Raw genomic sequence first — 26,420 nt, 5'->3', positions numbered from 1 at the left:
TCTTTACCATGGGATTCTGCTGCCGTCGTAATCAAAGTAGCCTTCATCCATATTGGCTTTATAGGCTGGGCTAATCTGGTCGACTACAGATCGCATACCGGCAATGCTGGTTGCTATGTCGATTTCTCCTTCTGGCCCTCCCATATCTGTTTTTACATGCCCGGGGTGTAACAGAAGGCAGCTGATCCCTTGAGCTTCTTGGTCTTTTGCAAAGCAGCGCACCGCCATATTGAGTGCGGTCTTTGATGAACGGTATGCGTAGGCTCTGGCTCCATTGACGGTGAGTGACGCCATCTTGCTCGTGGTGAAGGCAATCACTTTTCGCTCTGACATACTCACGTTTTCTGCCAGAGCTTGTGCGATACGGATAGGCGCGATGCAGTTGATTTCGAACGAACGTAGCCAGTCGTTGTTATCGATCTGTTCTAAGGGCTGGTTTTTATCCAGGTAGACACCCGCATTATTCCAGACAATATCGATGGGGATCCCCGCCAGTGTTCGCTTCAGTTCTTGGATGGACTCCGGGTTGCTTAAGTCCAGAGTTATTGCTTCCACTCCTTCAATTAAAGACTCGCTTGGATTACGGCTGGCCGCAAAAACCCGCCAACCATCTTGTAGATAAGACTGAGCTAAAGCCCGGCCGATGCCTCGGTTAGCACCGGTAATTAATATAGTAGGCATTTGATCTGTTCCTTTTCAGTTTTCTATTTAGGGCTGTCTTTGGTCTGATAAAGAGGCTTTAGAGTCGTGATGAGTAGCTCGATGTCAGGCACTGTTGTCTGTAGGTCTGATGAGAGAGCCCACGGGTATGGGAGTTTATCAAACCAAGATAATGCTTGAGGCTGCAACTCTGGAGGTAAAAGAGTCATATTCTCAATAGTAATTGTTAAATCATTAATCAGGGTCGGGGTGTCATCTGTAAAGCTCCAAAGATAATCACCGTAGCCTAAACGCAATGAGCCGGAGGCTTTTTCCGTCATGCAAACAACCCAACGACAGTTAAGGCTTCTTTGTTGCTGTTGCACGGTATCGATGAGGCAAAGGGTGTAGATGTTCTCGTACTTGTTGTTGAACTCGCTAACCAGTGTATGGGTTATGTTCCCTAGGCCTTCAACCTCTGCTGGAAATGATATGTTGTCTGTTTGTACAAGCATTTTTAATGTAGCTTGTTCTGCAAACACACCATTCATTAAGTGAGGTTTATTGTTATCTTTCGCTTTTATGTATTGGCTAATCAGGCTTTTAAATCGTGTATTCATCGATACGGCTCAACTGTATTTGTTATTGGAAGTTAATCAGAGGGCCGGAACATCTTAGTAGCGGCCCTCTGTAGATCATCGTTGGCTCATGGATGTTGGAAGGTAAGTGACTATCTCAGGGAATAGATAGATTAATACCACAGCAAAAAGTATGAGTAAGAAAAACGGCAGCGCGGCACGGGCCACGTACAGAATATTTTTACCGGTTAAGGACTGAATGACAAACAGATTGAAGCCAACCGGTGGCGTGATCTGTGACATCTCGACCACAAGAACGATATAGATACCGAACCAGAGTAGGTCGATGCCAGCCTGTTGCACCATTGGCAGCACCACAGCAACCGTTAATACCACTACTGAAATACCATCGAGGAAGCAGCCCAGAGCAACAAACAACACGGTTAAATAAATCAACAGTACTCCTGGAGACAAAGACATATGCCCAATCCATTCTGCCAATGCTCGTGGGATTCCAAGAAAGCCCATCGCTAAGGTAAGAAAGTGAGCACCGGCTAGAATCATTCCGATCATACAAGAACTCTTAACCGCTCCTGTGAGGCTTCCTCCAAAGCTGCTCATATCCAGCGAGCCGGTCACTGCTGCTAGAAACAGCGCACCGACAACACCTAACGCAGCTGCTTCGGTAGGAGTGGTTAAGCCGCCATAAATTGACCCGAGTACAAAACCGATCAGGCCCATAATGGGTAGCAATAACCGTAATGCTTTAATTTTCGCTGCAAAAGAAACGTGTTCTTTATTGTGTGTTGGTAATTCGTCTTTATTTAGCAATGCCCAGATGATGGTGTAGCCCATGAACAAACTCACCAATAACAAACCGGGAAGTGCGCCAGCGATAAACAGACGACCAATTGATACCTCAGCAGCAACACCGTAAACAATCAGGATAATTGATGGTGGAATCAGTAACCCCAGCGTACCTGATCCTGCAAGTGTACCAACCGCCATGCGGTCGCTGTAGCCTTGAGCTTTTAGCTCTGGCAGTGTCATTCGCCCGATGGTAGCGGCTGTGGCGGCGGAAGAGCCAGAAACAGCCGCAAAAATACCGCAACTGAGTACGTTTACATGAAGCAGCTTGCCCGGAAGTCCACTTAACCAAGGCGATAGGCCTTTGAAAAGATCTTCAGAAAGGCGGGTGCGAAAAAGTATCTCTCCCATCCAGATAAATAATGGTAATGCGGTCAGTGACCAAGAAGTACTAGCTCCCCAGGTTGATGTCGCAAAGAGTAAGCCTATCTGGCTGTTGCCTGATAAGTACAAGCCCAGCACACCTACACCAAATAGCGCTAATGACACCCAAACCCCTAGCGCTAACATGAGTAACATGAATATCGCCAGCGAGGCTCCTATGATTGCAATATCCATTAGGTATCCTCCAGATGAATTTCACCTTCGTGAGCTTTGTACGAAGGAGTGTGGCGTCTTAGTAAGGCGATAACATCGTCCAATATGGCGATGTTCAGCACGACAATACCTAAAGCGACAGGTACTTGAGGTATCCAAATTGGAATAGAGACGTATCCTGAAGAGACCTCTTCAAAAATGTATGACTCCCACACCATGTGGATAGAATAGAAAGACATAAAGCTAACCAGTAGCAGTGCAAAAAACAGCACGAGTAATTCTTGAATGTAGCGTGAGCCTTCTCTCCAATGCTGGATAACCAGAGTGACACGGATGTGCCCGCCTTCACGAAAGGTGTAGGCAAGGCCGAAAAATGTAGCCGCGGCCAGTGCATAGCCAGAAAAGTCTTCTGCAGAAGGCACAATAAAACCGAACATCCTACCGACAATTTGTGCAGTAATAATTAAGGTAATCAGGACAATACAAAACCCCGATAAGTACCCGGATGCTAGATAAAGCTTATCGAGTAGAGCACGCATAGTAATAACCTCTGTAATGGGCCCTGCGGGATTAGCAGGGCCTGTTGGCGACGAAAATTACTGGTTAAAGTTAGACAGTATTGCTTCAACCTCAGGTGCTTCTGCTTTCCATTCTTCAATCATGGTTGCGCCAATTTTATTGAGCTCAGCCATTAGCTCTGCCGAAGGATCAGACACAATAATCCCTTTATCTGCTAGCGTTTTAGTATCTTCTAGTGCTTTGCCTCGAACACCTGCCCAACCTTTAAGTTCTGCGTTTGCTGCTGCTGCAAGAATCACTTGTTGAGTTTTCTTATCAAGTCGTTTGAAAGATCTTTTGTTAACAACAACAACGTTCTTAGGAATCCATGCGCGCACATCGGTGTAATGGCTTAGGTAATCCCATGCCTGACCATTAACGCCGGTAGAAGGGGAGGTAATCATCGCATCGATAATACCGGTGCTGAATGCCTGAGGAATTTCTGGTACCTGAACCGTTGTTGGTGACGTATTCATCAGATCAGCCAGACGAGAAGTCGAAGGGCTGTAAGCGCGCATCTTAGATCCCTTTAGGTCTGCTAAAGAGTTAACGGGAGACTTGGTATACAGGCTTTGAGCAGGCCATGCGACTGTGTATAGCAACATCATTCCTTCTTTGTTGAGTTGTTTTTCAACTTCAGGCTTTGCTGCATTCCAGAGTTTTTCAGCGCTATCGTAAGTGGTTGCTAAGAAGGGAATGTTATCGTGCTTAAAGACTGGGTGGGTGTTACCCATAATGCCGATAAAAACTTCTCCTAGCTGCACCTGGCCGGTTTTTACAGCACGAGGGATTTCAGGGTGTTTGATCAGTGAAGCGCCGGAGTGAACAATAATATCGAGATCGCCTGCTGTTTTGTTTTTGATCTCTTCAGCAAACTGATGAGCGATCTGGGTAGGAAGGTTAGCATCGCCATAAGGGGTTGGCATATGCCACTGAGTCTCTGCAGAAGCGCTGCCTGCTGAGCCGAGTGTGAGTAAGGACGCAAGCAAGATAGCGGTTTTCTTAGGTACAAATTTCATTATTATTCTCCGGGACAATGGTTTGTTAGCGATACCAATGGCATTTGCTACCTTAGTAATTTGCAAACCTTGTACCAGACCCGAAAAATATAAATAATATCTTATAAAACAGCAGCTTAGTTTTTATTGTATAAGTTGGTTAGCGATCGGCGGGTCAATATTGACTCAAATCTAGTGATTTTTATGAGTCAATTTTAACTCAATCGTCTATAAAGTCATTCCGCTCGAGCCCATGTTTTTTCATTCGCAGATAAAGTTTCTTTCGCGGAATTCCCAGCGCTTCTGCGGTAAGTTCGGCTTGGCCGTTGTTCGCTCTTAGTGCTGCAGCGATAACCTCGCGCTCGTAATGATCGACAAGCTCATCTAAATTAGCGCCTTTAGTTGTTTGTGTCGTATGGGCGTAAGTATGTGTGTCAGCTTCAGCTTCGATTGAAAGCCCCAAAGTCCAACGCTCTGCGGCGTTACGTAGTTCGCGTACATTACCGGGCCAGCTTTGCGCACGTAGCTGTTGTAATAACGACTTAGGCAGGGGGCGACTCTCACGATCAAAGCGTTGAGTGGCCTGATCAACAAAATGGCTAAAAAGAACAGGAATATCTTCCTTACGTTGATCAAGATTGGGGATCTCGATACTTGCCACATTGAGCCGATAATAAAGGTCTTCCCGAAATTGCCCTTGATCAGCAGCGTCACGTAGGTTGACTTTTGATGCGGCAATAACACGGATGTCCACATCAATATCGGCATTTCCGCCTAACCGTTGTAGGGTTCTTTCCTGGAGAACGCGTAACAGCCTTACCTGAAGCGAAGCCGGCATGCTTTCTATTTCATCCAGAAATAGAGTCCCTCCGCTGGCATACTCTATTTTACCAATACGCTTCTTATTTGCTCCTGTAAAAGCACCAACTTCATGGCCAAACAGCTCACTTTCTATGATCGATTCTGTTACTGCACCACAGTTAAGCGCAACAAAAGGCTTTTTAGCGCGCGGGCTAAAATCATGTAAACAATTGGCAACTACTTCTTTGCCGGTACCTGTTGCTCCGTTGATGATCAGATCCACATCGACATGCGCTAGTTGTAAGGTCGTTTCTCGTAGGCGAATGATTTCCTTGGTCTGGCCTATCAAGCGGTTATCAATTTCGTGCTGGCCTTGGATCGCTTGGCGTAAGCTGCGGTTTTCGAGTACTAACTGGCGTTTTTTCCAAGCCCTTTGTACTGTATTTATATGCTGCTGAGGGTCATCGGTTTTTTCGAGAAAGTCGTAAGCGCCCAAGCGTATTGCCTGAATCGCGATGGCGATATCAGAGTGCCCGCTGAACATGATGACAGGAATCTCTGGATCAACTTCAATAATCAGCTGTAAGACCTCAAGCCCACCCATGATGTCCATTCGCACATCGCAAATAATCACCCCTTGCCAGTTCATTGAGCACTGCTCTATGGCACGTTGTGGGTTTTCATACGCACTGGCGTGATAGCCTTCAAGCTGCAGTGTTTGAATCATTGACTCACGGACGATCTCTTCATCATCAATGATTATTACTTGGCCATTAGATATGGCTGAGCTCATGGCTTACTTCTCCGATACTCAGGTAATTGGATACAAAATGATGCGCCGTTGCCCGATCCATCATCGACCGTTAGCTTGCCACCAAAACTTTTTATTATGTTATATGAAATAGATAAACCGAGCCCTAAACTCTGGCCACGGCGTTTTGTTGTAAAAAATGGCTCAAAAATCTGCTCGCGTAATTCTTTACTAATTCCGGGGCCGTTGTCACGTACATAAATTTCAAACCGGTCATGCTGGTGCAAGCAGTCAATGGTTATGTGTTTTTCTGGCTGGTCATTAATGGCATCCAGAGCATTGGTAACTAGATTAAGTACGACTTGTTCGAGTTGCACAGAATCGGCATTAACTAGGTTACGATCATGATCAAAATTAACGTCTATTGAGGTGAGTTTTCTGACCTCATCTCCTTCAAGCATCGACAGTACATTATCTATTACTAAGCGCAGATCAACTTTAACTAAATTATCTTGTTGCTTACGAGCTAATGATTTAAGACGCGTAATAATAGTGGTCGCGCGCTTAGTTAGATTGGATATCTGATTAAGGTTTTTTTCTGTTTCGTCGAGCCGACCGGACTTTATCAAGCGTAAACCGTTATGCGAGTAATGCCCAATCGCTGATAGTGGCTGGTTAATCTCATGGGCGATACCGGCCGATAACTGGCCAAGTGCTGCCAGTTTACCTGCTTGTACTAAATCTTCTTGTAAGGTGGCTAGTTGGTCGCGAAAACTGACCAGTGAGCGTGCCATAGTGCCAATCTCATCGCTGCCTTTTACTTGTACGTCTTCGTCGAGATTACCATTGGCAATCGAGCGCATGCTGGCATCTAGGCTGGTGATTCTTCCCACCATGTTTTTACCCACATAGAGCCAGACAATCAAAATCGAGAACAGTAAACTAGCGGCCACCATGAGTAGCATCCAGATACGCCCTTTTTTAATGGTTTCTCGGGCATTTTGTGCAGAGACTTGAGCGGCCGCTTCGGTATTATCCGTTTGGATGGCCACTTCTTGGTTTAAGTTGCCAAGCTCCTCTCTGATACGGCTAAGTAGTAATTCACCGGATTGTAGAATAGCTCGTTCTCTACTGCGGATAGTAAACATATTGTGTTCGCCGCGGGTAAGAAAAACGATATTGACGATGGTCTGCTTAAGGGCTTTAACACCCTGTATGTTCCCGACCGCTTCAATATCTTGTTTAATCCGCTGAATGATCTCATCAGAATGCGCTTGTGTAGCAATTAGAGAGTTCAGGTCGGGTAGGTGCTGGGCTCTATCGACTAAATTAATGAGCAGGTTTACATCCGCTTTTATACGATAGAGTCTTTGTAAGTCGGCATTTATAGTACTGGCTGCGTCTTTTCTGACGTTGTTCATCGTCAGCCAGGAGTCGGGTGACTCTTGATTTAAGAGGCTGTACAGGTAGCGCTGCTCGTTTTCTGTGAGCCGATTGATATCACTTAAAAAGCTGGATGCCACCCATCTTAGGCGCTGGTTTTCTGATCTTTTTTGTTGCTGTATTTTGAGTTTTTCAAATACATTATTATCTAGTTCTACTAATGTGGTTTTTAACGTTTCTATCTGTGCAGAAAGATTTTTTTGCGCTTGATGGTCTTGTGTTGCCGCAGAAATTTGCGGCAGTAAATAGGCCATAATGGATATGTTGAGGTTCAAATCTTGGCGAATGTTTTGGCGGTTAGCTTCATTCTTTACAGCGAGTAAAGTTGGGGCTATTAGAGTTATTTTAGTGCCCTTTTCTTTTAAATCGGCCATCAAACTAAGGGTATGTATATTCCCTTCAACGACCTGATTTAGCCCATCTCCAAGGCGGTTATACGACATCCAGCTAATGATACTGGCGAGTAAGGTTAGGGCGCTTAATGCTCCAAATGCTAAGAAAAATCGACCGCGAATTCCTAACCGATACTTACTTTTCATATAACGGGAGCCTTGGTGAGTTTATGTTACATCATAGCTATTTGAGAGATTAATGAGAAATTATGCAATAGGGGAGTCGTCGTTATAATTTGGTTGCTATCACCGCTTATAGGCAGCAGTATAAATAAGGCTAGCCTTAAAAATCTATTAATACATTTCTCAAATACGCGTAACAATCGGTGTTTATGAAAATAATAAAAAAGTACTCAGCGCCATTTCTTTTCTGTTTGATAATCGCAGGATTTAGCAACTTTTTAGCGGCAAACGACACAGTTATCATCAAAGCAGTGGGTACCTGGGACTATTTCACCAACTACCAAAAGCATGAAGGGCCCTTCTGGAATAAACGTATTGCACAGGTGAGCGACGGCCAGATTATTGGTGAGATAAAACCCCATACTGAATTAGGCTTGCAGGGTTACGAGATCATGCGCTTGGTAAAAAATGGCGTGTTTGATTTTGCCTTTGGTTTACCCGGGTATGTGGTACCTGAAAGTGAAATATTTGAAGGAGCCGATCTATCGTCTCTGGTGCAAAATATTGATGTACAGAAACAGGTAGCGCATGCTTATTTTCCAACATTGGAGCGTGCTTTTGCGGAAAAATATAATGCAAAGTTGATGATGCTCTACCCATTCCCAAGCCAAATGCTGTGGTGTAGCCGAAAGGTTAGCAGTATCGAGGATCTGAAAGGAAAGCGCATACGTGTTTTTCTGACAACACTCGGAGACTTTGTCGAAGGTGTCGGGGCTATTCCGGTGAGTGTTCCCTATAACGATGTACCTGAAGCGCTTGAAAAAGGGATTGTTGATTGCGTCATTACCGGAACCATGTCTGCTTATACGAGTAAGTTGTATAAGGTGGCTTCGCATGGTTTTACCTTACGTGTAGGCTGGGGGCTGGCATTTGGGGCAATGAATATGAGTAAGTGGAATGTGCTAAGCAGTGAGCAAAAAACACTTCTGAAAAATGAAATTGCAGTACTTACAGAAAGCATGTGGCAAGAAACAGCAAAGGAAGATGCCGTAGCTTTAGCTTGCTTATCTGAAGGGCCTTGTAATATTGGTGAAGCCGGTAACATGGTACTGGTAGAGCCTTCTAAAGCTGATCTTGTCGTGCGTAATAAAATTGCTACGGATGTTATCTTGCCTCGCTGGGCTGAGCGTTGCGGCCCAGAATGCGCCGCTAACTGGAATCGAACCGTAGGAAAAATACTCGACTTAAGAGCAGAAGCAAAAGCGAGATAAGTGTTCAGTTTAGGGCTTGTTCAGTGGTCCCCTTTCCATTAATAAGGAGGAAAGCGGTGATAACTCATTGATCTTTAACTAGTGGTTTATGGTCGAGTTAAAGGAATAAATAACAAACTGTTGAGAGCGGTTCGTAATGTTTGGCATTTATACAATGCGTTACATTTAGTGTTTGAAGTGGTTTATGAGGCTTTTTATTGCGTGTCTCACACCTTAATAGGGCGCTACTTATAAGGAACTATCTGTGATCTTGTTTGAAACGTCGAGGTTAATCGGGCGGCAGCTGTCGCGGCAAGACCTCCCTGCGCTTACAGAGATTTTGAGTGATCCTGATGTGATGAAGCACTCGGTTCACGGAGTTTGTGATGAGAATGCCACTCGTAAGTTTATCGACTGGTGTCAGGAGTGCTACTCATCTCATGGAGTAGGGCCGTGGGCGTTAGTTGAAAAAAGCTCTGGGGGTCTTGTTGGTTTTTGTGGTGTTAGCCCAGAAATGGTCGATGGCATCGAGGAAATGAATTTGGGCTATCGTCTAGCACAAAAGTTCTGGAACCAGGGGTTTGCGAGTGAAGCAGTCAAAGATGTTATTAATTACGCCTTCATGCAGAAGTCTATGAGGTCTGTTGTTGCCATTATTGAGCCTGAGCATAAGGCTTCAATTAGAGTGAGCGAAAAAGCAGGGTTTAGCAGCTACACGAATCTTGAATTTCATGGCAGATCGGTACGCTTGTACCGGATGATGGCAGCGTTAGGTGCAAGTAAAACAATGAAACCCCAACAAATCATAGATCCTCGTTGATATGTTTTTTGTTGAGTTGATACTAGTACTTTTCGCTTTTCTGATTGCTTTATCCATTGTTTGGAGCACGCTGCAAACAGGTATTTCGCCCATGATGAGTTCAGGTAAGGCTTGCCAAGCGATGCTTGCTTCAACTAGCCCGCCTGCAAATGGCCCTTTGATTGATCTTGGTTCTGGTTGGGGAACGCTGGTTGTCGCTCTTGCCCGAGAATATCCACATCATCAAGTGATAGGCTATGAGCTCTCATGGTTTCCATGGTTAGTTTCAATCATTCGTAAATACAGCTTACGGCTGGATAACCTGACGATTTATCGCAAAGATTTTACAAAAGCAGACCTAGGTAATGCCTCTGTTTTATTCTGTTATCTTTTTCCTGGAGGTATGGATGCTTTGCATAAAAAGTTGAAACGTGAACTGTTTCATGAGATTCGCATTGTGAGTAACACGTTTGCACTGCCTTCGTGCGAGCCGGTAAACGTCACTAAGCTTAAAGATATCTATCAGACTCCGGTTTACGTCTATCATTGGCGTCCATGTTCTACAACAACACCTAGCCAGTTGATATTGGCTGAGGAGTGCTTCTAACCCATGAGCCTAATGTTTTACAAATTTCTTACATAACAGATAACTTTATCTGACTTCTTCCTGTCCAGTTAAACGTAGAGTTAATACAGCGGTGGCATTGATCCACTATACTCACTATTCAGGAACTTCATCATGAACACTCAATTAGATATCTCTATGCTAAAGCGATTTGTACGGCCGTTTGGGTTTGCTTTACTCAGTTTGTTGCCAGTTTTGGCTCAGGCTAATCAGGTGAACTTGAATATCAATTTGGCAACCCCAGTGATGGAGGCGGAGCAAAGTCACAGAGCTTTTATAAAAGTGTCTCTGGAAGGCTTTAAGCAGCAAGACAAGCAAGCACGTATACCTGCCAATGTTGCCATTGTCTTAGATAAGTCTGGTTCAATGGGGGGAGATAAAATTAAGTACGCTCGTGAAGCGGCCATTATGGCGATTAAACGCCTTGATGAGCGGGATATAGTTTCCGTGGTTAGCTACGACTCTAAAGTACAGGTGGTTGTACCTGCGACTCAAGTACGTAACCAACAGTCAATTTTTAACGCCATTCGTAATGTTCATGCCAATGGCAATACCGCGCTGTTTGCCGGTGTGAGCAAGGGGGCTAATGAGCTACGTAAGTTTTTAAGCCGTAATAAAGTAAACCGGGTTATCTTGATGTCTGACGGTTTGGCCAATGTTGGCCCTCAGTCTGCTTCTGAACTGGGCGAACTGGGTGCTTCGTTGGCGAAAGAGGGTATTAGTGTCACCACTATCGGTTTAGGGCTGGGTTATAACGAAGACTTAATGACCCGTTTAGCTGGTTTTAGCGATGGTAACCATGCGTTTGTTGAAAATGCAGAAGATTTGGCCTCTGTTTTTCAATATGAGTTTGGCGATGTGCTTTCCGTGGTAGCGCAGGGCGTTAATATTGAGATTCGTTGCCGTAATGGTGTGAAGCCAATACGCCTGTTGGGGCGTAAGAGCGAGATTATTGGTAACCGGGTAACGACTCGCCTCAATCAGCTGTATAGCGAACAGGAGAAGTTCGTTATTCTTGAGGTAGAGGTTCCCAAGCAGCAGGCTGAAACAGAGCTTGAGCTGGTGGCTGTTAACGTTAACTACAATAATTTATTTACTCAGAATCAAGAAAGCTTATCAGGCCAAAGTGTTGCTCGGTTTAGTCTCTCGCAACAAGAAGTCAAAGCTGCTCGTGATGATAAGGCACTTGAGGCGGCAGTTGAACAGGTCGCAAATGAATTTAGCAAAAATGCTATTGAGGCCCGCGATAGTGGAGACTTGAAAGGCGCCAAGAAGATTCTTCAGGATAGTGCATCCTATTTAGGTTCTCAGGCACAGTCGCTCAGCTCTCCTCGCTTACAAGAGCAGAAAGAAGAAGCCTTGAAAGATGCAGATGCGCTAGAAACTGAGCAAGACTGGAACAAACAACGTAAAGAGTTAAAAGCACGACAGTATAAAAGAGCCACTCAACAAACGTACTAATACACATCATTGGACTTAACTTGTGAAAAAACGAGCGCCACTCATACTCGCTGTCATTATTGCACTGCCACTCTTGTTACTGGTTTGGTTTGGCGTTCGTTTTCAATTGGACCAACAGCAGGTTGCGGCACATCAGTTAAGCAATCTAGTCACCAGTCGATTGCAGAGTATTGATCGGCAGTTTCAGGAGCATTTTTTCTTACTGCAGCAACGTTTTATCCTTCAAGCACAAGCTTTACAGGAAGAAACACAGGGCCAATATAATGTTGAAAGTGTGCGCCGTTTTATTGGTCAGTCGGCTGTTGTAAAGCAAATTTTTGTATTGTCTAAGGCTGGCGAAAGGCGCTTTCCCCCGCAAGATCAAGCGTTGAATCAGCATGAGCAAGACTTCGTAGTGCTAACGCGTAACCTGTTGAGTACCCCCGAGCGTTTTACCGTGCCGACGATGGATCCGATCACTCCAAGCAGTGTTACTAGCCAGCGATTTTCAAAGACGAATAGTGACGAGTTACGAAGCGCCAGATTGAGTGAATCGGTATCTAGCAAAGCGCGTTACAGTGCAGATGCTTCAGTTTTGGCGTTACCAGAGCTTGCCCAAGAGCGTGCAGTAGAAAGGCCTCATGGTTGGATTGCTTGGTATGCAGAGGCGGGTTTGCAACAGATCTTCTGGCTACAAGATAGTGGCGGTAATACAGTCGGTTTTGCCTTGAACTCACCCAGGCTTTTATCAGACCTAATTAACCTGTTGCCGTCCAGTTCTGCTACGGAAGCCGATATAGTCACAGAGCAGGAAGCTGGCATTGAAATGCGACTGACGAACGATCGAGGAGAGTTGGCCTATAGCTGGGGGAGTGATAGTAGTGAGTCTGTTGCGGGTGCCGGCAATAAACCACTACAGACATTGTCTTTGGGCCACCCTTTAGCGAGTTGGCATCTTGATTATTATGCAGCGGCTCAACCGGCCGTGATCACTGGCTGGTTGGGCTTGTTCGCATTATTACTTTTATTAGCCGTGGGTTTGTCTACTTTGGCTTACTGGCTATATCGTGAGCATAGCCAAGAGTTGAAAGTGGCAGAGCAGCGAGTGAACTTTGTTAATCAGGTCTCCCATGAGCTTAAAACACCGCTGACCAATGTGCGTTTATATACAGAGATGCTTGAGCAGGAACTGGCAGAGGATGAAGTGGTTGCGCAACGTTATCTGGGAGTGATTGGCAGTGAGGCGGGGCGGTTGTCACGCTTGATTGAAAATGTGCTGAGTTTTTCACGCTCCAAGCGTGAAGGTGTCAGTATTAGGTATCAGCAAGGGATTGTTGATCAGTGTGTAGCGCAAGTGGTTGAGCTGTTTACACCCGTATTAAGTACGCGAAATTTAACGGTACGCTTTAGCGGTGATGCCAATCACGTATGCTATTTTGATGGTGAAGCGTTGGAACAGGTTTTAAATAACCTGCTGAGTAACTGTGAAAAGTATGCCGGTGATGGACAATTTGTGGATATCCGAAGCTGGCAAAAAGAGATCTCAGGTATTTTATATAGTTATATTCGTGTCCGTGATTTTGGCCCTGGAGTATCTGCAAATGAGCCTGAAAAGTTATTTGAGCCATTTTGTCGTGGTAGTAACAAGCTGACAGACGGCGTAAGCGGTACGGGGATCGGGTTGGGTCTGGCTCGTGATCTGGCCAGAGCTCATCAAGGTGATTTGATAATCGAACAACAACCTGCAGATGAGGCTGTATCGGGGGCCAGTTTTCTACTGAGTTTAGTTACGCCTGTAACCGTGCCAACAATGATGAATGATAAACCTGATGATTAAACGGGAAGCGTTATGAAGCTGTTGATTGCTGAAGATGATTTACATATCCGCCAAGGGCTGGAGACGTTATTAGAGTCTGAAGGCTATGAGTGTATAGCAGCAGCGGATGGTGATCAGGCATGGCAGTTGTACCTGCAACATGAGCCTGATCTGGTGCTATTAGATATCATGATGCCCAAACAAGACGGCTATGCGGTTTGTCGGCGTATTCGCCAGCACAATGAGCAGCTGCCGGTGATTTTTATTACCGCGAAATCAGAAGAGGTCGATCAAGTGTTAGGTCTTGAACTGGGTGCTGATGATTACATTAAAAAGCCTTTTGGGAGTCGTGAAGTTATCGCCAGAATTAGGGCGGTAGCAAGAAGAGCTTTGCGGCCCGTTGCGGGTACAACAGGCAACGATAGTTTTGTTATGGATGATCTTCAGATCAGGCCATCAGAACTGCGTGCTCTGAGAGCTGATCAGGTGATTGAGTTAAGTCTGAGAGATTTGAAAATACTACGTTTGCTCTTTGAGCAGCGCGGCAAAGTGGTGGATCGCGATGCATTGTTTAACCATTGTTGGGGGCGAGACTATTTTGCCAACAGCAGGACGTTAGATCAGCACATATCTAAATTGCGCAAGGCTGTTGAGCGAAATGCCAAAGAACCCCGTATTATCAGTACTGTACATGGCATAGGTTATCGATTTGATAACTAGTGTTTAAAAAGCTAACCCCCGTGCGTTTTTTAACTACATTTTCGTTAATTTTTGTCTTCTGGGGTTGTTCTCTTTTCATTAGTTAGGGGAGCAGGTAGGATTCTGAATTCAAATCTATCAGCTAGGATACGAACCAATGCAACGCAGTGATATACCTGTTTATGTGCAGGTTCGGAATCAGCTTTGGCAATGGGTTCAGAAGCAACAGTTAGGTAGTCAAGAACGTTTGCCCGCTGAGCGCGAGCTGGCGGCACGCTTTAATACGACTCGGGTAACGGTTCGCCAAGCTTTGGGGCAATTAGAAGCAGAAGGTGTGATTTTTCGCTCCAACAGGCGCGGCTGGTATATAACACCACAACGTCTCATCTATGACCCAAGCGTAGATATCGGCTTCTATAAAACAGTCATTGAGCAGGGGCTTACTCCTAGAACAGAAACTCTCAGTAAACGCCTTATAGAAACACCTAATTGGTTAGCTGATATTAGTGGCATGGAAAAAGGAGCTCCTATCTATCATATTGTACGCCGCCGCTCTGTGGATCTTCGCTGTGTTGTTGTTGAACATAATTACATTAATCCTCTGGGTTGCCCTGGGCTACTCGACCAAGATATGGATCTTTCTATCTGGAAGTTGTTACGTGAGCAATATGACCTTCTTCCTGGGCAGCGAAACATCGAAATATTTCCTCAGGCTTTAACCGGTGTGGAGGCTGAAGCCCTCGGTGTAAATTCAGGTAGTGCTGGCCTTTATATGCAGCGTTTAACCTTGGACAAGAGCGGTACGTTTCTTGAATATGATAGGGAGTACTGGATACATGATGCGCTTAAGGTTGCTGTTCAGGTGAATAATAACTGATGGTGTTGGCTTCTCTATTTTAAGCGTTCTGTTCAAACCTGAAGATAACTCATTATCTACGCTTAATTTCTACTGTGTTGTATTCAACTCATATGCTAGTCAATCGTATTAACCTTTGCTTATAGAATAGAGTATTATTCTACTGATATTGATTTTGGTATATGCCAGATAGTAGCCTTTCTTTATACTGTATTACTTTTCTATGAATGAATGCACGACTGATTCCTAGGTGCATTTTCTATGGATGCTTATGTCATTATGACAACAACAGCGTTTGTTCTGGTTATGATTTCAGCAGTACTACATATTAGCTGGAATGTAATAGGTAAAAAGAGTTCACAATCAGTTCTTTTTTATGCATGGACAACGGCTTGTGGGGGACTATTATTCAGTCCTTTACTACTGCTAAGTGAAAACTTGCTCATAATATTACCCGAACGATTCTGGGTGCTTTTGTTTGCTTCGGGGCTATACCAAACATTGTATATGATTGGCCTAGCCAGAGCTTATCGTACTGGCAATCTAAGCCTTGTATATCCTCTAGCACGTGCACTACCTGTGTTTCTTGTACCAATATTAGTTTTCTTTATCTATAAGGAAAGCCAGTTAAAAGTTGATGACTTGGTAGGTATGGTACTGATTGTTTTGGGAGCAGTTTTGGTACCACTACAACATTGGCGAAACATAAAAATACATGACTATTTTAATGTATCGATGGGCTGGGTGTTGGTGGGTTTGCCCGATAAACGCTGGGCCTTACTTGCCGGGATTTTTGTTATCACTACCTACATGCTTGTGTTGGTGAGTATGTCGCTGGTGACTGAGGTGAGTTATGTTGTGGCGCTACGCCAAGTGAGTATTCCACTTGGCGTGATTATTGGCGTGTTGTGGCTCAAGGAGTCATTTTCTTTACCGCGTATTCAAGGCGTTCTGGTTATGCTAGCGGGTCTGGTGCTGGTTGCTCTTTAACAATAACCTTAGATAAAAAAACCGCTAAACCAATAAGAAGATTAGCGGCTAAAGGTGTTTGCTATAGGGTAGAATAAATAAGGTAAATTTACGGAGATACTTCCCTAACAGTAGTTAAAGCTGTGCTTCTGTTGAACCTGTTGGTACGACTAAACCTGTTGAAGCAACGGTATTGTTATATGTGCTGGCTAGGCTGTGGTTAGCATCACCCAAATGCGCTTGAACTGAAGTACCTAAGTCAGATAGTGGGCTGCTAACAGATGCAAAACCCTGTGCTGTTACTACATGACCTGCCGCAAGATTGGCTTCAACAGATTGCGTATCAAAGTGGCTTAAACCACCGGCAAACGCTTGTGAAGCGAAAAGAGCAGAAGAAAGAATAGCAGTTGTTAGTAACGTTTTCATAATGTCGTTTCCTTAAGTTCGTTAGCGTTTGTCGCTGTTTGATGGTGCTACTTTAAAAGCCGTAGCTGAAACCAAACTGAAATAAGAAAACTTATTTTTAAAAATATTTATTCCGCTGTTCTTTCTATTAACAGTGCTTAATTTCAGCTCTGTCGAATAGCGTATTTATAATCCCCGTTTACTATGAGCGGTAGGAGTAGCAACGTGAAACTTAGGGTTATCAAACTCCCGGTGTTTCATATCGTAATAGGCTTCATAGAAGTCTCCATCACTATGTGGATTAAAGGTGAAAAACATCGCTCTGCGCGTGAGTTGGGACTTATTCTTTTTAGAGTAATGAGGCACGTATGAGTCAAACAGAACCACATCACCGGCTTTTGCTGTGATGGGAATCCAATTCATTTGGTCGCAAATTTCTTGTCGGATGTTGCCGTGAGTTGTTCCACCTTCATAGCTTTGTAATACAGGTAAGTCGCCGACTGGCGTAGGCACTCTATGGGTTTCTAAGTTAGCCAAATCTTGTTGATAATTTTGGGGGAAATACAAACAGCCATTTTCTAATGTTGCATCATCTAAGAAGATCGCCGCCGTTACATGATATGCCGGCTTAAATTGATCGTAAGCAATAATATCTTGGTGTGGTTCAAATGCACCGCCTCCAGGATTTTTAGCATTACATTTATCTTTGAACAAAACAAAGTCGGTATCTGTTAATTGGCGAATTAACTGCTGCAGTTTAGGAACAATTAATGTCTTAATCGGCTGGCTATAACCCTTCAGATATTCGTACCGGCAAACTTTCTCATCATTATCAAACTCAGGGACGGCAATCAGTTCAGACAGGTTTTCTCGGTAGAAATCACTTAGGTTTTGGTTATTGCTCTTTACTGTTGTTAACAACTCTTGAGAGCGTTTGCTTAGTTCTTGGCTGACGTGCTCCAAAGTGGCTTTATCAGCATCACCTAAGGCTTGTGGAAGCACAATATAGCCTTGCTGAATAAAGCTGCTTTTTAGCTCATTGATCTGGCTGTTTTTCATAATTTTGTCGGTATCCTGGTTAGCACTTGTAAGTTAGACAGTAGTAGACGCCTTAATAACAGAGGCCGTGAGGTGAGCTAGGTAATGATCAAATGGCTGCTGACTTAGTTCTTGAACTTTACCTTCATCGTCCCAGCGGCGTAGTTTGATAGCTTGTTTTGCATAGCTTTCTGCCATAAATTTCTGCTGTTCAATATCGCTCATCAGGCCACCTTGGTGATTAAAAGAATTCAATGATGCGGCAGATAAACCTTCTAGGTAGCCAGGCTCTACACTGCATAGATAGCGTTTTGCTTGTGCATGAAGGCGAATGGGTTCAGTAACGCTTGGGCCAAAGTGTTTACTAAGAAAGTCAGCACCTACGGAATCGTGTTTATAGTTGCCGTAAGCTATATCAGTGGTTGCGATTAAGTGGCCGATATCATGCAAGAGTGCAGCACTAATTAACTCATCTGATTCATTCGTCAGAATCGCTAATTCAGCGCATTGCACTGCATGCTCAGTTTGGGTGATATCCTCGCCGTAGGAATTATTGCCTTGCGTAGCAAAAAGCTGGCTGATCTGATGAATAAAAGGATGCATGTTCTCGTTCTCGTTAATTAACTAATCATAATTGGTATATACCAGATTATAGTGCGATATAATTGTTTCATTTTGATTAAGAAAACAAGTCATTTTACCATTGCTATAGACCTAGTATTAAAAGACCGACAAGACTGAGGCTTTCAAAGAAGCCCTTTTAGAGTGAGTAGTCAGAGCTGCCTATTATTTATAGTTCGCCATCTTTATAGAGTGCTTGCACCGTATTTAGGCATGTTTTTTAAGATTTTAGTAAAGTTTTGTACAGTGACAGTCGTTAATATGTCAAAGCCGCATTAACTGTACTAGTATTACTCTGCGGTTGAAATTGGTTGTAAAATAACCAAAATAGCAGTTGATCTATATGTAAGAAGTAAAGAATGGTATCTCAGTAGTAATCATTACTGTCGGTTGCACGTTTGCTGCTAAAGCGTTCTGAAGCTACTGACACTTTATTTGAAGGATCAGATATGTTTTTACTTACACCAAGATGTTCTGTTTTAGCTTTTCTGATGTTATGGGCTTTTCCCACCTTTGCTGAAACAAAGCCCGTTGAGCTATTTACCATCGATTATCCACCTTATAGCATCGTAAATGATCATTCACAGATTAGCGGTATTGATGTTGATGTCGTCATAGCAGCCTTTGCAAGTGTCGGTGTTGAGGTTGTATTTAGTACGGCTCCTTGGAAAAGAATTAGGAAGAATCTGGAACATGGTTATATTGCAGGCTACACCAGTTGCGCACGAAGGCCAGAGCGCGAAGCCTATATTTTCTATAGTGATAAGGTCAGTGAAGCAAATCAAGTTGCGGTAATGTCGGTTGAGGCCGATGGTAGTAAGTTATTTAACTTGATGGACCTACAGCATTATAAAGTCACTGCAGTTGACAGTTGGTCTGTTCAGAAAGAATTAGCAATAAAAGGTATTGAGCATGTAAAGGCTTCAGATATAGATAGTGGTATCCGCTCTGTGGTATTTCGTGATATCGATATACTCTATAACGGTGAGTTATCAACCCTCTATAGAGCTCAACAGCTAAACCTGCAAGATAAGATCAAGATAAAGCGACTTGCTGATAAGCAAGGTTCTGCATTTTATCTGTGTTTGAGTAAGCACTACCCCGATAACGCTGAGTTACTCAACAAGTTTAATACTGGTCTAGAACGTATTAAAGCATCCGGAAAATTCGATGCGATCTATGACAAGTACTTATAAAGAGTTTCTTTCGAACTCTTGTTAGATTGAGACAAGCCTGTAAGGACACTAGTGATGGCTTTTAAATTTAGACACCGAATTGCGTTTAAGCAAGCTCGCTCGGTTCTTCTCATCTCGTTGTTATTAGGGTTAATTTCAACCTGTTGGCAAATTTATTTTGATTTAGAACTGGAAGAAGACAGTTTACAAGGCAGGATTGAGCGAATAATAGTCTTGCATAGGGAGAATGCGACTCGTGTTGTTTATAACTTAGATACAGAGCAAGCAAGTGATATTACCAAAGCACTAATAGCCAACCCCATGATCTATCGAGCTAGCCTTATTGATGATTTTGGTGATGTGCTTAGCAAACATATCCGAGAACCCGCTGAGCAAACCACTTTAGCGACGATTGGTCGTTACTTTTTTCGTGTGAAAACTCATATTAGCACTCCGCTAACAGTAGGAATGCAAAAAGGGTATCCTGCACAACTTGTTATTGATCTTGATGCAACCTTCATTGCTGAAAACTTTGCGCATCGGGCTGCGGTTAGTTTGGGTTTGGGGGTAATTCATGATGTTGTATTGGCTTGTTTGTTCCTGCTTCTGATTTATCGTTACCTGTCTCAGCCGGTGTTGAAAATAGCTAAGTGGGTTAATCAACTCCGCAATAGTAATGATTATACGAGGCTTCCTTATACTGAACTAGATGAGATCGGTGACCTAGTTTTTAGCTTCGATAAGCTATGGCAGGAGCGAAAGCAAGTCGCCGATCAGTTGCATGACACTATTCAAGATCTATCCAAAAGTGAGCACTTTTCTCGTTCACTCATGGAAAATGCCGGGGATGCGATGTTTCTTTGCCTTCCTGACACGACCATTATACAAGTCAACAATCAGGCGGTTGAAACCCTTGGTGTGGCACGTGATATTCTAGAAGGAAAAAAACTAGCTGATTTCAGCCAAGATTATTCACCGGACCAACTACAGAGCCTATTTGGTGGTATTGATGCTAAACAAGCCCAAACGTTTGAGGATATTCAGGTTGGTGAGAAGCACCGATTTCCCATTGAGGCTCGTGGCATAAAGTTAACGCTCCAAGATACGAGTTATATTTTGGTACTTGCCCGGGATATAACTATACGTAAAGAAGCCGAGCGGCAAATTTATGACCTGGCATTCTTTGATACTCTCACCGGCCTTGCTAACAGGCGTTTATTTTTGGATCGTTTAACATCTTCTATTGAGCTTCACCAGGTCAATAAAAACTATGGTGCAGTACTGTATTTGGATTTAGATCGATTTAAAACAATCAATGACTCTCTTGGGCACGGTATCGGAGATAAGTTGTTATGTGAGGTCTCTCAACGTTTAGTAGAAATACTGCCAGGCGAGAGTACATGTGCTCGTTTTGGGGGTGATGAGTTTGTCGTTTTATTGCCTAGTACTAGTGATTCATCAGATGCGTGTGCTGAAATGGTAGCTAGCATTGCACTCAAATTGCTTGAGCACATGGCAATCCCGTTTGAGATTTATAACCATCTTCTTTATTGCACTGCTAGTATCGGAATAGCTGTATTTCCTGATAACTCCAATGGCGCACTGGATATTTTGCGTCATGCTGATACCGCACTTTATCGCGCAAAGGCTCTAGGACGAAACGCTTTTCAGTTCTATGATCCGGAGATGCAATCTTCTGCACAGGAAAGACTGGAGATTGAAAAAGGTTTGCATCAAGCGATTGAAAATAATGAGTTCGAGCTTTGGTTCCAGCCTCAAGTTGGTGCTGGAGACGAGGTCATTGGCGCAGAAGCTTTATTGCGTTGGTGTCATCCGAGCAAAGGAATAGTCTTTCCCGGTGACTTTATTAGTATTGCAGAAGATAGTGGGCAGATCGTTGAGATAGGTAACTGGGTGCTTGCGCAGGGCATTCAGCAACTTTCAAGTTGGATTGAACAAGGGCTACCCGAATCATTTAGGCGTATGGCAATTAATATCAGCCCATTGCAGTTTATGCAGGTTGATTTTGTTGATCGAATATTCGATCTGATGGATACGGCTCAACTCCCCGGTCATATGTTAGAGCTGGAGATCACTGAGAATATGCTGCTCAATAACTTTGAAATTGCTAGTAGCAAAATGAAGTTACTTAAGCAAAGAGGGATCTCGTTTGCGATTGACGATTTTGGCACCGGTTATTCGTCACTTAAATATTTACGAAATTTGCCACTGGATATCCTGAAAATTGATCGCTCGTTTGTTACTAATCTTCGCCCTTCATCAGAAGATGCCGCCATTGTTCAAGTAATCATTGCCACAGCTGATAGATTGGATTTAGTTGTAGTTGCTGAGGGGGTAGAAACCTATGCCCAAAGAGATACCTTACTAGCGCTTGGTTGCCACGTCTTTCAAGGGTATCTGTATTCTAAACCGGTGCCTGCCGCCGATTTATATCGCTTTCTTCAGCAAAAAATAAAAATGGTTGAATGTTAGTAGACTCTCTCTGCATTTTTGTTCCAGGCGTATTTAGGTTGGTGATCCATAGGCCCCCTGACTGTCTTGTGATACTAAGGTGATGAACTTCTTTGTGTTTATAAAAAGGATAATAAAATGGCGCTGAAGCTTTTTCATTGTCATGAAGCGCGCTCGATGCGCTCTTTATGGTTAATCAACGAGCTCAAGCTCGATGTTGACGTTGTATTATTCTCGTTTGGCCGTGCTTTGCGCAGCGATGATTATTTAAGCCGCCATCCGCTTGGTCGCGTGCCTTGTTTGGAAGATGGTGAACTCACATTATTTGAGAGTGGGGCTATTGCCGAGTACCTTTGCGAAATCTACGACGATGGTGTGTTATGGCGTGCACCAGGACATAAGGAACGTCCTGAGTGGCTTCAATGGATCCACTATGCTGAAACAATGACGGTGCATGCGGCGAACTTAACCCAGCAGGCGATTGTTATTAGTGATCCAGCCTTACGGTCCCCAACAGTACAGAAGCTAGAAACGAGGCGATTAGGAAAGGCTATCGAAGTTTTGGAAAGTCAGCTTCAAGATCGTGATTATTTGTTAGCTAGTGGGTTTTCTGCCGCAGATGTGGGTGTTGGCTACAGCTTACATGTAGGGCGTTTATTTACCGATATCGAAGCCTACCCTAACGTAGCAGCTTATTATCAACGGTTATCAAGTAGAGAGGCATTTAAACAGTCACTTCCTGCCATGGATGCTGAGCATAAAATTTACACCCAGCAAAACTACTGGCTTACAGAGTGACCGCGCTGTAGCACTAAAGCAGAACCTGGCGCGTTTCTTTATGAAACCTAAGCACTTGGCGCTCTATTTTGGGGTCAGTCATCTGAGCTGGGGCGCAAGAGTTTGGGCATGGTAAGCTGGGTGTTGTTCCAAATAGTCTGCAAATCAAAGGGCGCTCGTCGTAAACTTCACAGCCATTTTCGCCCAAATAAGGGCAATTGAATTCGGCCAGTGCCTCATCATGTTCAGCGTCGCTTTTCATCGGTAGTCGGGATACTTCTTCAGACGACGCCGTCACGGGCCCACAGCAATCATGGCATCCCGGTTTACAGGAAAATGATGGAATGGCTTCACGAAGAATCTTAATTTTTTGGCTATTGTCTAGCATTGTTAATCCTGCGGTTATTCAGATATATTTTATAGCTCTTTAAACTGTCGTGCTGCTAATTTTGAATAAAGTTTTGATTGCACTAATAACTCGGTGTGATTTCCTTGAGCAACAACTTGCCCATTATCCATTACCGCAATGTTATCGGCATGGATAATAGTAGATAAACGGTGGGCAATAATCACGGTAGTACGTCCCTGCATCAAGTTGTTTAACGCCATTTGGATCGCGCCTTCGCTTTCTGAATCGAGTGCGCTGGTGGCCTCATCAAGCAATAAAACGCGGGGGTTGTTTAAGATCGCTCGGGCAATCGTGATGCGCTGTTTTTGCCCTCCAGATAAGCGCACGCCTTTTTCACCTAAATCGCTATAGTATTGGTTGGGTAGTTGCTCGATAAAATCGTGAATATGAGCCGCTTTAGCCGCAGCGATAACGTCTTGCTCAGAGGCATCTTGCTTACCGTAGCGGATGTTCTCCAACACATTACTGGTAAATAGAGCAGGCTGTTGTGCAACCACTGCCATTTGTTGGCGTAATTGATGTGGGTCGAGCTGGCGAAGGTCAGTTGTATCAAAACTAATCTTGCCAAGGTTAGGATCGTAAAAGCGCAACAGTAATTCGAATACAGTCGATTTACCTGCACCCGATGGCCCAACTAACGCGGTGACTTTCCCTTCTGGTATCGTTAGATTGAAGTTGGATAAGGCGGCCTTTTCTGGACGAGAAGGATAGTTAAAGGTGACGTTTTGTAAGTCTAGGCTGGCTTTTAAGTGTTGTGCATCTTGTGGATTTTCGGGGGCTAGTATTTCATTTTTAGCATGCAACAATTCCATTAATCGCTCGGTAGCACCGACAGCTCTTTGTAGCTCCCCGTAAACTTCGGATAATGTGCCTGTGCCCATAGCAACAATGAGCGCATAAAAAACAAATGCGCCTAATTCACCGCCGGTCATTACGCCAGAAATAACATCGTATCCGCCCACCCATAACATGCCAGATAATGCGCCGAATACTAATAGTATGACGGTTGCCATTAGCAGTGCGCGCTGGCTAATACGGTGTTTCGCAATAGTAAAGGCGTTATCTACTTCTTTAGCAAAACTGGTGCTTTCGTAACTTTCTTGGTTATAGCTTTGTACGGTTTTTATCTGTTGAATAGCTTCGCCAGCATAGGTGCCAACGTCAGCGATTGAATCTTGGCTCTTTCTAGCGAGTTGCCTAACACGACGCCCAAATAGCAGTATTGGTAATAAAATAAGAGGAACACCGGCTACGATAATCAGGCTAAGTTTTACATTAGTAATAAAAAGCATCACTAAAGCGCCACTGGTAGTGACGATGCTGCGTAAAGCCATTGAAAAAGAGCTACCGATGATGGACTGGAGTAGTGTGGTGTCGGTAGTTAGCCGCGACATGATCTCGCCACTGCGGTTTTTTTCAAAGTAACTCGTATGTAAATTGATGATGTTATCAAATACCGCTTGACGGATATCGGCGGTTACGCGCTCGCCTAACCATGAAACGAGATAAAAACGGATAAAGGTGCCAGTGGCCATCAATAACGACATGCCAATTAAAATAAAAATGGAATGGTTTAATTGCTCGATTGAGCCTGCAATAAAGCCGTTATCTATAACAAGCTTTACTCCCTGACCAATCGCCAGTGTCACACCAGCAGTACATAAGAGAGCGATCATGGCACCGACCCAATACTTGCGGTAGGGCCGCATGAACTGCACAAGTTGTACGAGAGTTGAGAATTTTTTAACAGGGTTCAATGGCATTCCTTATGGCAAACAGGTGGCTATGTGGTTATTTTAATGCATAAGTCTGGCCGATAGCTCATCTTACTTTTCCATTGTGAATTTTCATTTTCAGATTACTAGAGTTGCAAAATGTTTGATGTTTTCACTATTTGTATCATTCTTGTCACGTTCCTTTTGGCCGGTGCAGTTAAAGGCGTGACGGGTTTAGGCCTTCCTACGGTAAGCCTTGCACTGCTAACCGTTGCTATTGATATGCCGACGGCCATGGCACTATTATTGATTCCCTCAATTGTTACCAATGTATGGCAGGCCTTTGTTGGTGGGTACGCTAAAGAGGCGATGTTTAGAGTATGGCCATTTTTGCTTATGGCAACTGTAATGGTGTGGTTGGGTGGGCTGTTGATGAGCCAGGCAGCCCTGGTACTTTTATCAATGTTACTCGGTGGGTTGTTGATCGCATACTCTGTGATAAATCTATCAGGGTTTGGATTTACATTGAGTAGACAGCATGAGGTGTGGGCAGGTCCTTTATTGGGAGCTTTAAACGGTATATTTACAGGTATGACGGGCTCTTTTGTTATTCCTGGTGTTATGTATTTGCAAGCGATTGGCTTAACGCGAGACGTATTGATTCAAGCAATGGGAATGTTGTTCACGACATCAACTATTGCTCTAGCTGTATCATTACAGGAGAATCATCTGTTATCGGCTGAGTTGGGTCAGTATTCAGCCTTAGCATTAATACCTGCCATCATTGGAATGGTCTTGGGTCAGAAGCTTCGCAAAAAATTATCTGAGCAGCTGTTTAAACGACTTCTATTTATCTCTCTGTTGCTTTTAGGTGCTTACATAACGATTAGTGCTGTCATTCGCTAAAACCACTCGGCCAGCCTTTTTGATAATGTTCTTGTTGTAGAATTAGAAGGTGCCCGCTTCGCTCACGAGATTACTCTCAATATTGGGTATTGCCTTATTAGCAGCTGTTATTCCTTAAATGCTGTTTGTGTTGGGTGCGCTAAGATCCTGTGCCGGTAAAAATGCATTTATGGGAAGGAGGCAGTAGCTACCAATACTTAGGGTAGTTTTCTTCTCTGCTAAGGTTGTTATAAAGCAAAGCAACCGCTACAAGGATGAGAGCACCACTTAAGGTTGGCAGTAATAAAAAGTCCCAGTTGGGTTGTAGTAAAAAGACGATCACAGGGTTAGAACCTGCGGGAGGATGAACCGTTCTGGTTGCCATCATTAAAGCAATGGCAGTGCCTGCCGCGAGTGCGACAGACCACCATGTTGGCCCGCAAAGTGTCAGGGAAATCAGACCTATCAATGTGCTTAAAAAGTGCCCGCCAATAATATTTCGCGGTTGTGAAAAGGGCGCATCAGGAAAACCAAACACCAGCACACAAGAGGCACCAAACGAGCCTAACACCAGAGCGGCTTCTAAGCTTTCAGCAAGGCCTGCTAATACACCAATTGCTATAAAGCCACCGAGTCCTGCCAGCATAATATTTTTCATCGGATGCTTGGGAGGCCGCGCCGCACCATCACCTTTGATTTTTTTAAGTAAAGCAGACATAGCGTTCTCCAGGTGATTATTGAGGTAGACCAATCTGTCTATTTTTGCATGGTAGACAAGTCGG

Annotated in this window: 25 protein-coding genes; 12 read left to right on the top strand and 13 right to left on the bottom strand. The window is 44.0% G+C overall.

The annotated features are described in order from the left end of the window. Positions 1 to 3: 3 nt before the first annotated feature. The 7 genes from NEJAP_RS13075 to NEJAP_RS13045 all read right to left on the bottom strand — a co-directional run bounded on the left by NEJAP_RS13075 (position 4) and on the right by NEJAP_RS13045 (position 7,711). Complete coding sequence (locus NEJAP_RS13075) at positions 4 to 681, bottom strand: SDR family oxidoreductase (protein WP_201347659.1); 678 nt, start codon at positions 679 to 681, stop codon at positions 4 to 6. 23 nt (positions 682 to 704) lie between these two features. Further along, the gene (locus NEJAP_RS13070; RefSeq protein WP_201347658.1) at positions 705 to 1,259 is read right to left on the bottom strand and encodes a hypothetical protein; all 555 of its coding nucleotides are present in this window, start codon (positions 1,257 to 1,259) and stop codon (positions 705 to 707) included. Positions 1,260 to 1,334: 75 nt separating this feature from the next. Continuing rightward, positions 1,335 to 2,642, bottom strand: a complete 1,308-nt coding sequence (locus NEJAP_RS13065; RefSeq protein WP_201347657.1) for a TRAP transporter large permease — start codon at positions 2,640 to 2,642, stop codon at positions 1,335 to 1,337. Further along, a complete protein-coding gene (locus NEJAP_RS13060) occupies positions 2,642 to 3,160 on the bottom strand; it encodes a TRAP transporter small permease (RefSeq protein WP_201347656.1) in 519 nt (172 codons plus the stop codon). The genes NEJAP_RS13065 and NEJAP_RS13060 overlap by 1 nt, the downstream gene beginning before the upstream one ends. 57 nt (positions 3,161 to 3,217) lie before the next feature. Further along, positions 3,218 to 4,198: a TRAP transporter substrate-binding protein gene (locus NEJAP_RS13055; RefSeq protein WP_201347655.1), complete on the bottom strand. Its 981-nt coding sequence runs from the start codon at positions 4,196 to 4,198 to the stop codon at positions 3,218 to 3,220. A 199-nt stretch (positions 4,199 to 4,397) separates the two neighbouring features. Further along, complete coding sequence (locus NEJAP_RS13050) at positions 4,398 to 5,771, bottom strand: sigma-54-dependent transcriptional regulator (protein ID WP_201347654.1); 1,374 nt, start codon at positions 5,769 to 5,771, stop codon at positions 4,398 to 4,400. Next, complete coding sequence (locus NEJAP_RS13045; protein WP_201347653.1) at positions 5,768 to 7,711, bottom strand: ATP-binding protein; 1,944 nt, start codon at positions 7,709 to 7,711, stop codon at positions 5,768 to 5,770. Before NEJAP_RS13045 ends, NEJAP_RS13050 begins: the two co-directional genes overlap by 4 nt. Before the next feature lie 185 nt (positions 7,712 to 7,896). On the opposite strand from NEJAP_RS13045, the gene NEJAP_RS13040 reads away from it, so the two are divergent. From NEJAP_RS13040 to NEJAP_RS13005, 8 genes are all read left to right on the top strand, one after another. After that, a complete protein-coding gene (locus NEJAP_RS13040; protein ID WP_201347652.1) occupies positions 7,897 to 8,958 on the top strand; it encodes a TRAP transporter substrate-binding protein in 1,062 nt (353 codons plus the stop codon). Positions 8,959 to 9,202: 244 nt separating this feature from the next. After that, positions 9,203 to 9,757 (top strand): GNAT family N-acetyltransferase, encoded by a 555-nt coding sequence (locus NEJAP_RS13035; RefSeq protein ID WP_201347651.1) that lies wholly within the window; start codon positions 9,203 to 9,205, stop codon positions 9,755 to 9,757. 1 nt (position 9,758) lies between these two features. Then, positions 9,759 to 10,343: a class I SAM-dependent methyltransferase gene (locus tag NEJAP_RS13030; RefSeq protein ID WP_201347650.1), complete on the top strand. Its 585-nt coding sequence runs from the start codon at positions 9,759 to 9,761 to the stop codon at positions 10,341 to 10,343. 132 nt (positions 10,344 to 10,475) lie between these two features. Continuing rightward, the gene (locus tag NEJAP_RS13025; RefSeq protein ID WP_201347649.1) at positions 10,476 to 11,822 is read left to right on the top strand and encodes a vWA domain-containing protein; all 1,347 of its coding nucleotides are present in this window, start codon (positions 10,476 to 10,478) and stop codon (positions 11,820 to 11,822) included. A 22-nt stretch (positions 11,823 to 11,844) separates the two neighbouring features. Continuing rightward, positions 11,845 to 13,638: a sensor histidine kinase gene (locus NEJAP_RS13020; RefSeq protein WP_201347648.1), complete on the top strand. Its 1,794-nt coding sequence runs from the start codon at positions 11,845 to 11,847 to the stop codon at positions 13,636 to 13,638. 12 nt (positions 13,639 to 13,650) lie between these two features. Continuing rightward, complete coding sequence (locus NEJAP_RS13015; protein ID WP_201347647.1) at positions 13,651 to 14,337, top strand: response regulator transcription factor; 687 nt, start codon at positions 13,651 to 13,653, stop codon at positions 14,335 to 14,337. A 136-nt stretch (positions 14,338 to 14,473) separates the two neighbouring features. Continuing rightward, positions 14,474 to 15,193, top strand: a complete 720-nt coding sequence (locus NEJAP_RS13010; protein ID WP_201347646.1) for a UTRA domain-containing protein — start codon at positions 14,474 to 14,476, stop codon at positions 15,191 to 15,193. A 240-nt stretch (positions 15,194 to 15,433) separates the two neighbouring features. Further along, positions 15,434 to 16,162 carry an EamA family transporter gene (locus NEJAP_RS13005; RefSeq protein WP_236590935.1) on the top strand — a complete coding sequence of 243 codons (729 nt, stop codon included), beginning with the start codon at positions 15,434 to 15,436 and terminating at the stop codon, positions 16,160 to 16,162. 114 nt (positions 16,163 to 16,276) lie between these two features. Here the strand turns inward: NEJAP_RS13005 and NEJAP_RS13000 are convergent, their stop codons facing one another. From NEJAP_RS13000 to NEJAP_RS12990, 3 genes are all read right to left on the bottom strand, one after another. Further along, on the bottom strand, positions 16,277 to 16,567 hold the full coding sequence (locus NEJAP_RS13000) for a hypothetical protein (protein WP_201347645.1): 291 nt from the start codon (positions 16,565 to 16,567) through the stop codon (positions 16,277 to 16,279). A 165-nt stretch (positions 16,568 to 16,732) separates the two neighbouring features. Further along, complete coding sequence (locus NEJAP_RS12995; protein ID WP_201347644.1) at positions 16,733 to 17,605, bottom strand: phytanoyl-CoA dioxygenase family protein; 873 nt, start codon at positions 17,603 to 17,605, stop codon at positions 16,733 to 16,735. Positions 17,606 to 17,638: 33 nt separating this feature from the next. Beyond that, positions 17,639 to 18,187, bottom strand: a complete 549-nt coding sequence (locus NEJAP_RS12990) for an HD domain-containing protein (protein WP_201347643.1) — start codon at positions 18,185 to 18,187, stop codon at positions 17,639 to 17,641. Positions 18,188 to 18,654: 467 nt separating this feature from the next. Here NEJAP_RS12990 and NEJAP_RS12985 point away from each other — a divergent pair, with 467 nt between their 5' ends. The 3 genes from NEJAP_RS12985 to NEJAP_RS12975 all read left to right on the top strand — a co-directional run bounded on the left by NEJAP_RS12985 (position 18,655) and on the right by NEJAP_RS12975 (position 22,650). Beyond that, entirely contained in the window at positions 18,655 to 19,401 is a 747-nt protein-coding gene (locus NEJAP_RS12985; RefSeq protein ID WP_201347642.1) for a transporter substrate-binding domain-containing protein, read from the top strand. Between the two features lie 54 nt (positions 19,402 to 19,455). Further along, positions 19,456 to 21,873, top strand: coding sequence for a putative bifunctional diguanylate cyclase/phosphodiesterase (locus tag NEJAP_RS12980; protein ID WP_201347641.1), 2,418 nt, complete (start codon positions 19,456 to 19,458; stop codon positions 21,871 to 21,873). A 117-nt stretch (positions 21,874 to 21,990) separates the two neighbouring features. Continuing rightward, positions 21,991 to 22,650, top strand: coding sequence for a glutathione S-transferase family protein (locus tag NEJAP_RS12975; protein WP_201347640.1), 660 nt, complete (start codon positions 21,991 to 21,993; stop codon positions 22,648 to 22,650). Between the two features lie 13 nt (positions 22,651 to 22,663). Here NEJAP_RS12975 and NEJAP_RS12970 read toward each other — a convergent pair whose 3' ends face one another. Beyond that, the gene (locus tag NEJAP_RS12970; RefSeq protein WP_201347639.1) at positions 22,664 to 23,017 is read right to left on the bottom strand and encodes a YkgJ family cysteine cluster protein; all 354 of its coding nucleotides are present in this window, start codon (positions 23,015 to 23,017) and stop codon (positions 22,664 to 22,666) included. A gap of 29 nt (positions 23,018 to 23,046) precedes the next feature. Further along, the gene (locus NEJAP_RS12965) at positions 23,047 to 24,801 is read right to left on the bottom strand and encodes an ABC transporter transmembrane domain-containing protein (RefSeq protein WP_201347638.1); all 1,755 of its coding nucleotides are present in this window, start codon (positions 24,799 to 24,801) and stop codon (positions 23,047 to 23,049) included. Positions 24,802 to 24,912: 111 nt separating this feature from the next. Here NEJAP_RS12965 and NEJAP_RS12960 point away from each other — a divergent pair, with 111 nt between their 5' ends. After that, complete coding sequence (locus NEJAP_RS12960) at positions 24,913 to 25,659, top strand: sulfite exporter TauE/SafE family protein (RefSeq protein ID WP_201347637.1); 747 nt, start codon at positions 24,913 to 24,915, stop codon at positions 25,657 to 25,659. Positions 25,660 to 25,846: 187 nt separating this feature from the next. Here NEJAP_RS12960 and NEJAP_RS12955 read toward each other — a convergent pair whose 3' ends face one another. Further along, on the bottom strand, positions 25,847 to 26,356 hold the full coding sequence (locus NEJAP_RS12955) for an HPP family protein (protein ID WP_201347636.1): 510 nt from the start codon (positions 26,354 to 26,356) through the stop codon (positions 25,847 to 25,849). Positions 26,357 to 26,420: the final 64 nt, after the last annotated feature.

Origin of the sequence: Neptunomonas japonica JAMM 1380 (assembly GCF_016592555.1) — a bacterium.
Classification (GTDB): domain Bacteria; phylum Pseudomonadota; class Gammaproteobacteria; order Pseudomonadales; family Balneatricaceae; genus Neptunomonas; species Neptunomonas japonica_A.
Note: the sequence above shows the minus strand (reverse complement) of the source record. Positions and strands in the feature narration are given on the sequence as shown.

Bases quoted from the DNA above. Each gene is read 5' to 3' on its own strand.
- NEJAP_RS13075 (WP_201347659.1), bottom strand. From the start codon at position 681: ATGCCTACTATATTAATTACCGGTGCTAACCGAGGCATCGGCCGGGCT.
- NEJAP_RS13070 (WP_201347658.1), bottom strand. From the start codon at position 1,259: ATGAATACACGATTTAAAAGCCTGATTAGCCAATACATAAAAGCGAAA.
- NEJAP_RS13065 (WP_201347657.1), bottom strand. From the start codon at position 2,642: ATGGATATTGCAATCATAGGAGCCTCGCTGGCGATATTCATGTTACTC.
- NEJAP_RS13060 (WP_201347656.1), bottom strand. From the start codon at position 3,160: ATGCGTGCTCTACTCGATAAGCTTTATCTAGCATCCGGGTACTTATCG.
- NEJAP_RS13055 (WP_201347655.1), bottom strand. From the start codon at position 4,198: ATGAAATTTGTACCTAAGAAAACCGCTATCTTGCTTGCGTCCTTACTC.
- NEJAP_RS13050 (WP_201347654.1), bottom strand. From the start codon at position 5,771: ATGAGCTCAGCCATATCTAATGGCCAAGTAATAATCATTGATGATGAA.
- NEJAP_RS13045 (WP_201347653.1), bottom strand. From the start codon at position 7,711: ATGAAAAGTAAGTATCGGTTAGGAATTCGCGGTCGATTTTTCTTAGCA.
- NEJAP_RS13040 (WP_201347652.1), top strand. From the start codon at position 7,897: ATGAAAATAATAAAAAAGTACTCAGCGCCATTTCTTTTCTGTTTGATA.
- NEJAP_RS13030 (WP_201347650.1), top strand. From the start codon at position 9,759: ATGTTTTTTGTTGAGTTGATACTAGTACTTTTCGCTTTTCTGATTGCT.
- NEJAP_RS13025 (WP_201347649.1), top strand. From the start codon at position 10,476: ATGAACACTCAATTAGATATCTCTATGCTAAAGCGATTTGTACGGCCG.
- NEJAP_RS13015 (WP_201347647.1), top strand. From the start codon at position 13,651: ATGAAGCTGTTGATTGCTGAAGATGATTTACATATCCGCCAAGGGCTG.
- NEJAP_RS13010 (WP_201347646.1), top strand. From the start codon at position 14,474: ATGCAACGCAGTGATATACCTGTTTATGTGCAGGTTCGGAATCAGCTT.
- NEJAP_RS13005 (WP_236590935.1), top strand. From the start codon at position 15,434: ATGGATGCTTATGTCATTATGACAACAACAGCGTTTGTTCTGGTTATG.
- NEJAP_RS13000 (WP_201347645.1), bottom strand. From the start codon at position 16,567: ATGAAAACGTTACTAACAACTGCTATTCTTTCTTCTGCTCTTTTCGCT.
- NEJAP_RS12995 (WP_201347644.1), bottom strand. From the start codon at position 17,605: ATGAAAAACAGCCAGATCAATGAGCTAAAAAGCAGCTTTATTCAGCAA.
- NEJAP_RS12990 (WP_201347643.1), bottom strand. From the start codon at position 18,187: ATGCATCCTTTTATTCATCAGATCAGCCAGCTTTTTGCTACGCAAGGC.
- NEJAP_RS12985 (WP_201347642.1), top strand. From the start codon at position 18,655: ATGTTTTTACTTACACCAAGATGTTCTGTTTTAGCTTTTCTGATGTTA.
- NEJAP_RS12980 (WP_201347641.1), top strand. From the start codon at position 19,456: ATGGCTTTTAAATTTAGACACCGAATTGCGTTTAAGCAAGCTCGCTCG.
- NEJAP_RS12975 (WP_201347640.1), top strand. From the start codon at position 21,991: ATGGCGCTGAAGCTTTTTCATTGTCATGAAGCGCGCTCGATGCGCTCT.
- NEJAP_RS12970 (WP_201347639.1), bottom strand. From the start codon at position 23,017: ATGCTAGACAATAGCCAAAAAATTAAGATTCTTCGTGAAGCCATTCCA.
- NEJAP_RS12965 (WP_201347638.1), bottom strand. From the start codon at position 24,801: ATGCCATTGAACCCTGTTAAAAAATTCTCAACTCTCGTACAACTTGTG.
- NEJAP_RS12960 (WP_201347637.1), top strand. From the start codon at position 24,913: ATGTTTGATGTTTTCACTATTTGTATCATTCTTGTCACGTTCCTTTTG.
- NEJAP_RS12955 (WP_201347636.1), bottom strand. From the start codon at position 26,356: ATGTCTGCTTTACTTAAAAAAATCAAAGGTGATGGTGCGGCGCGGCCT.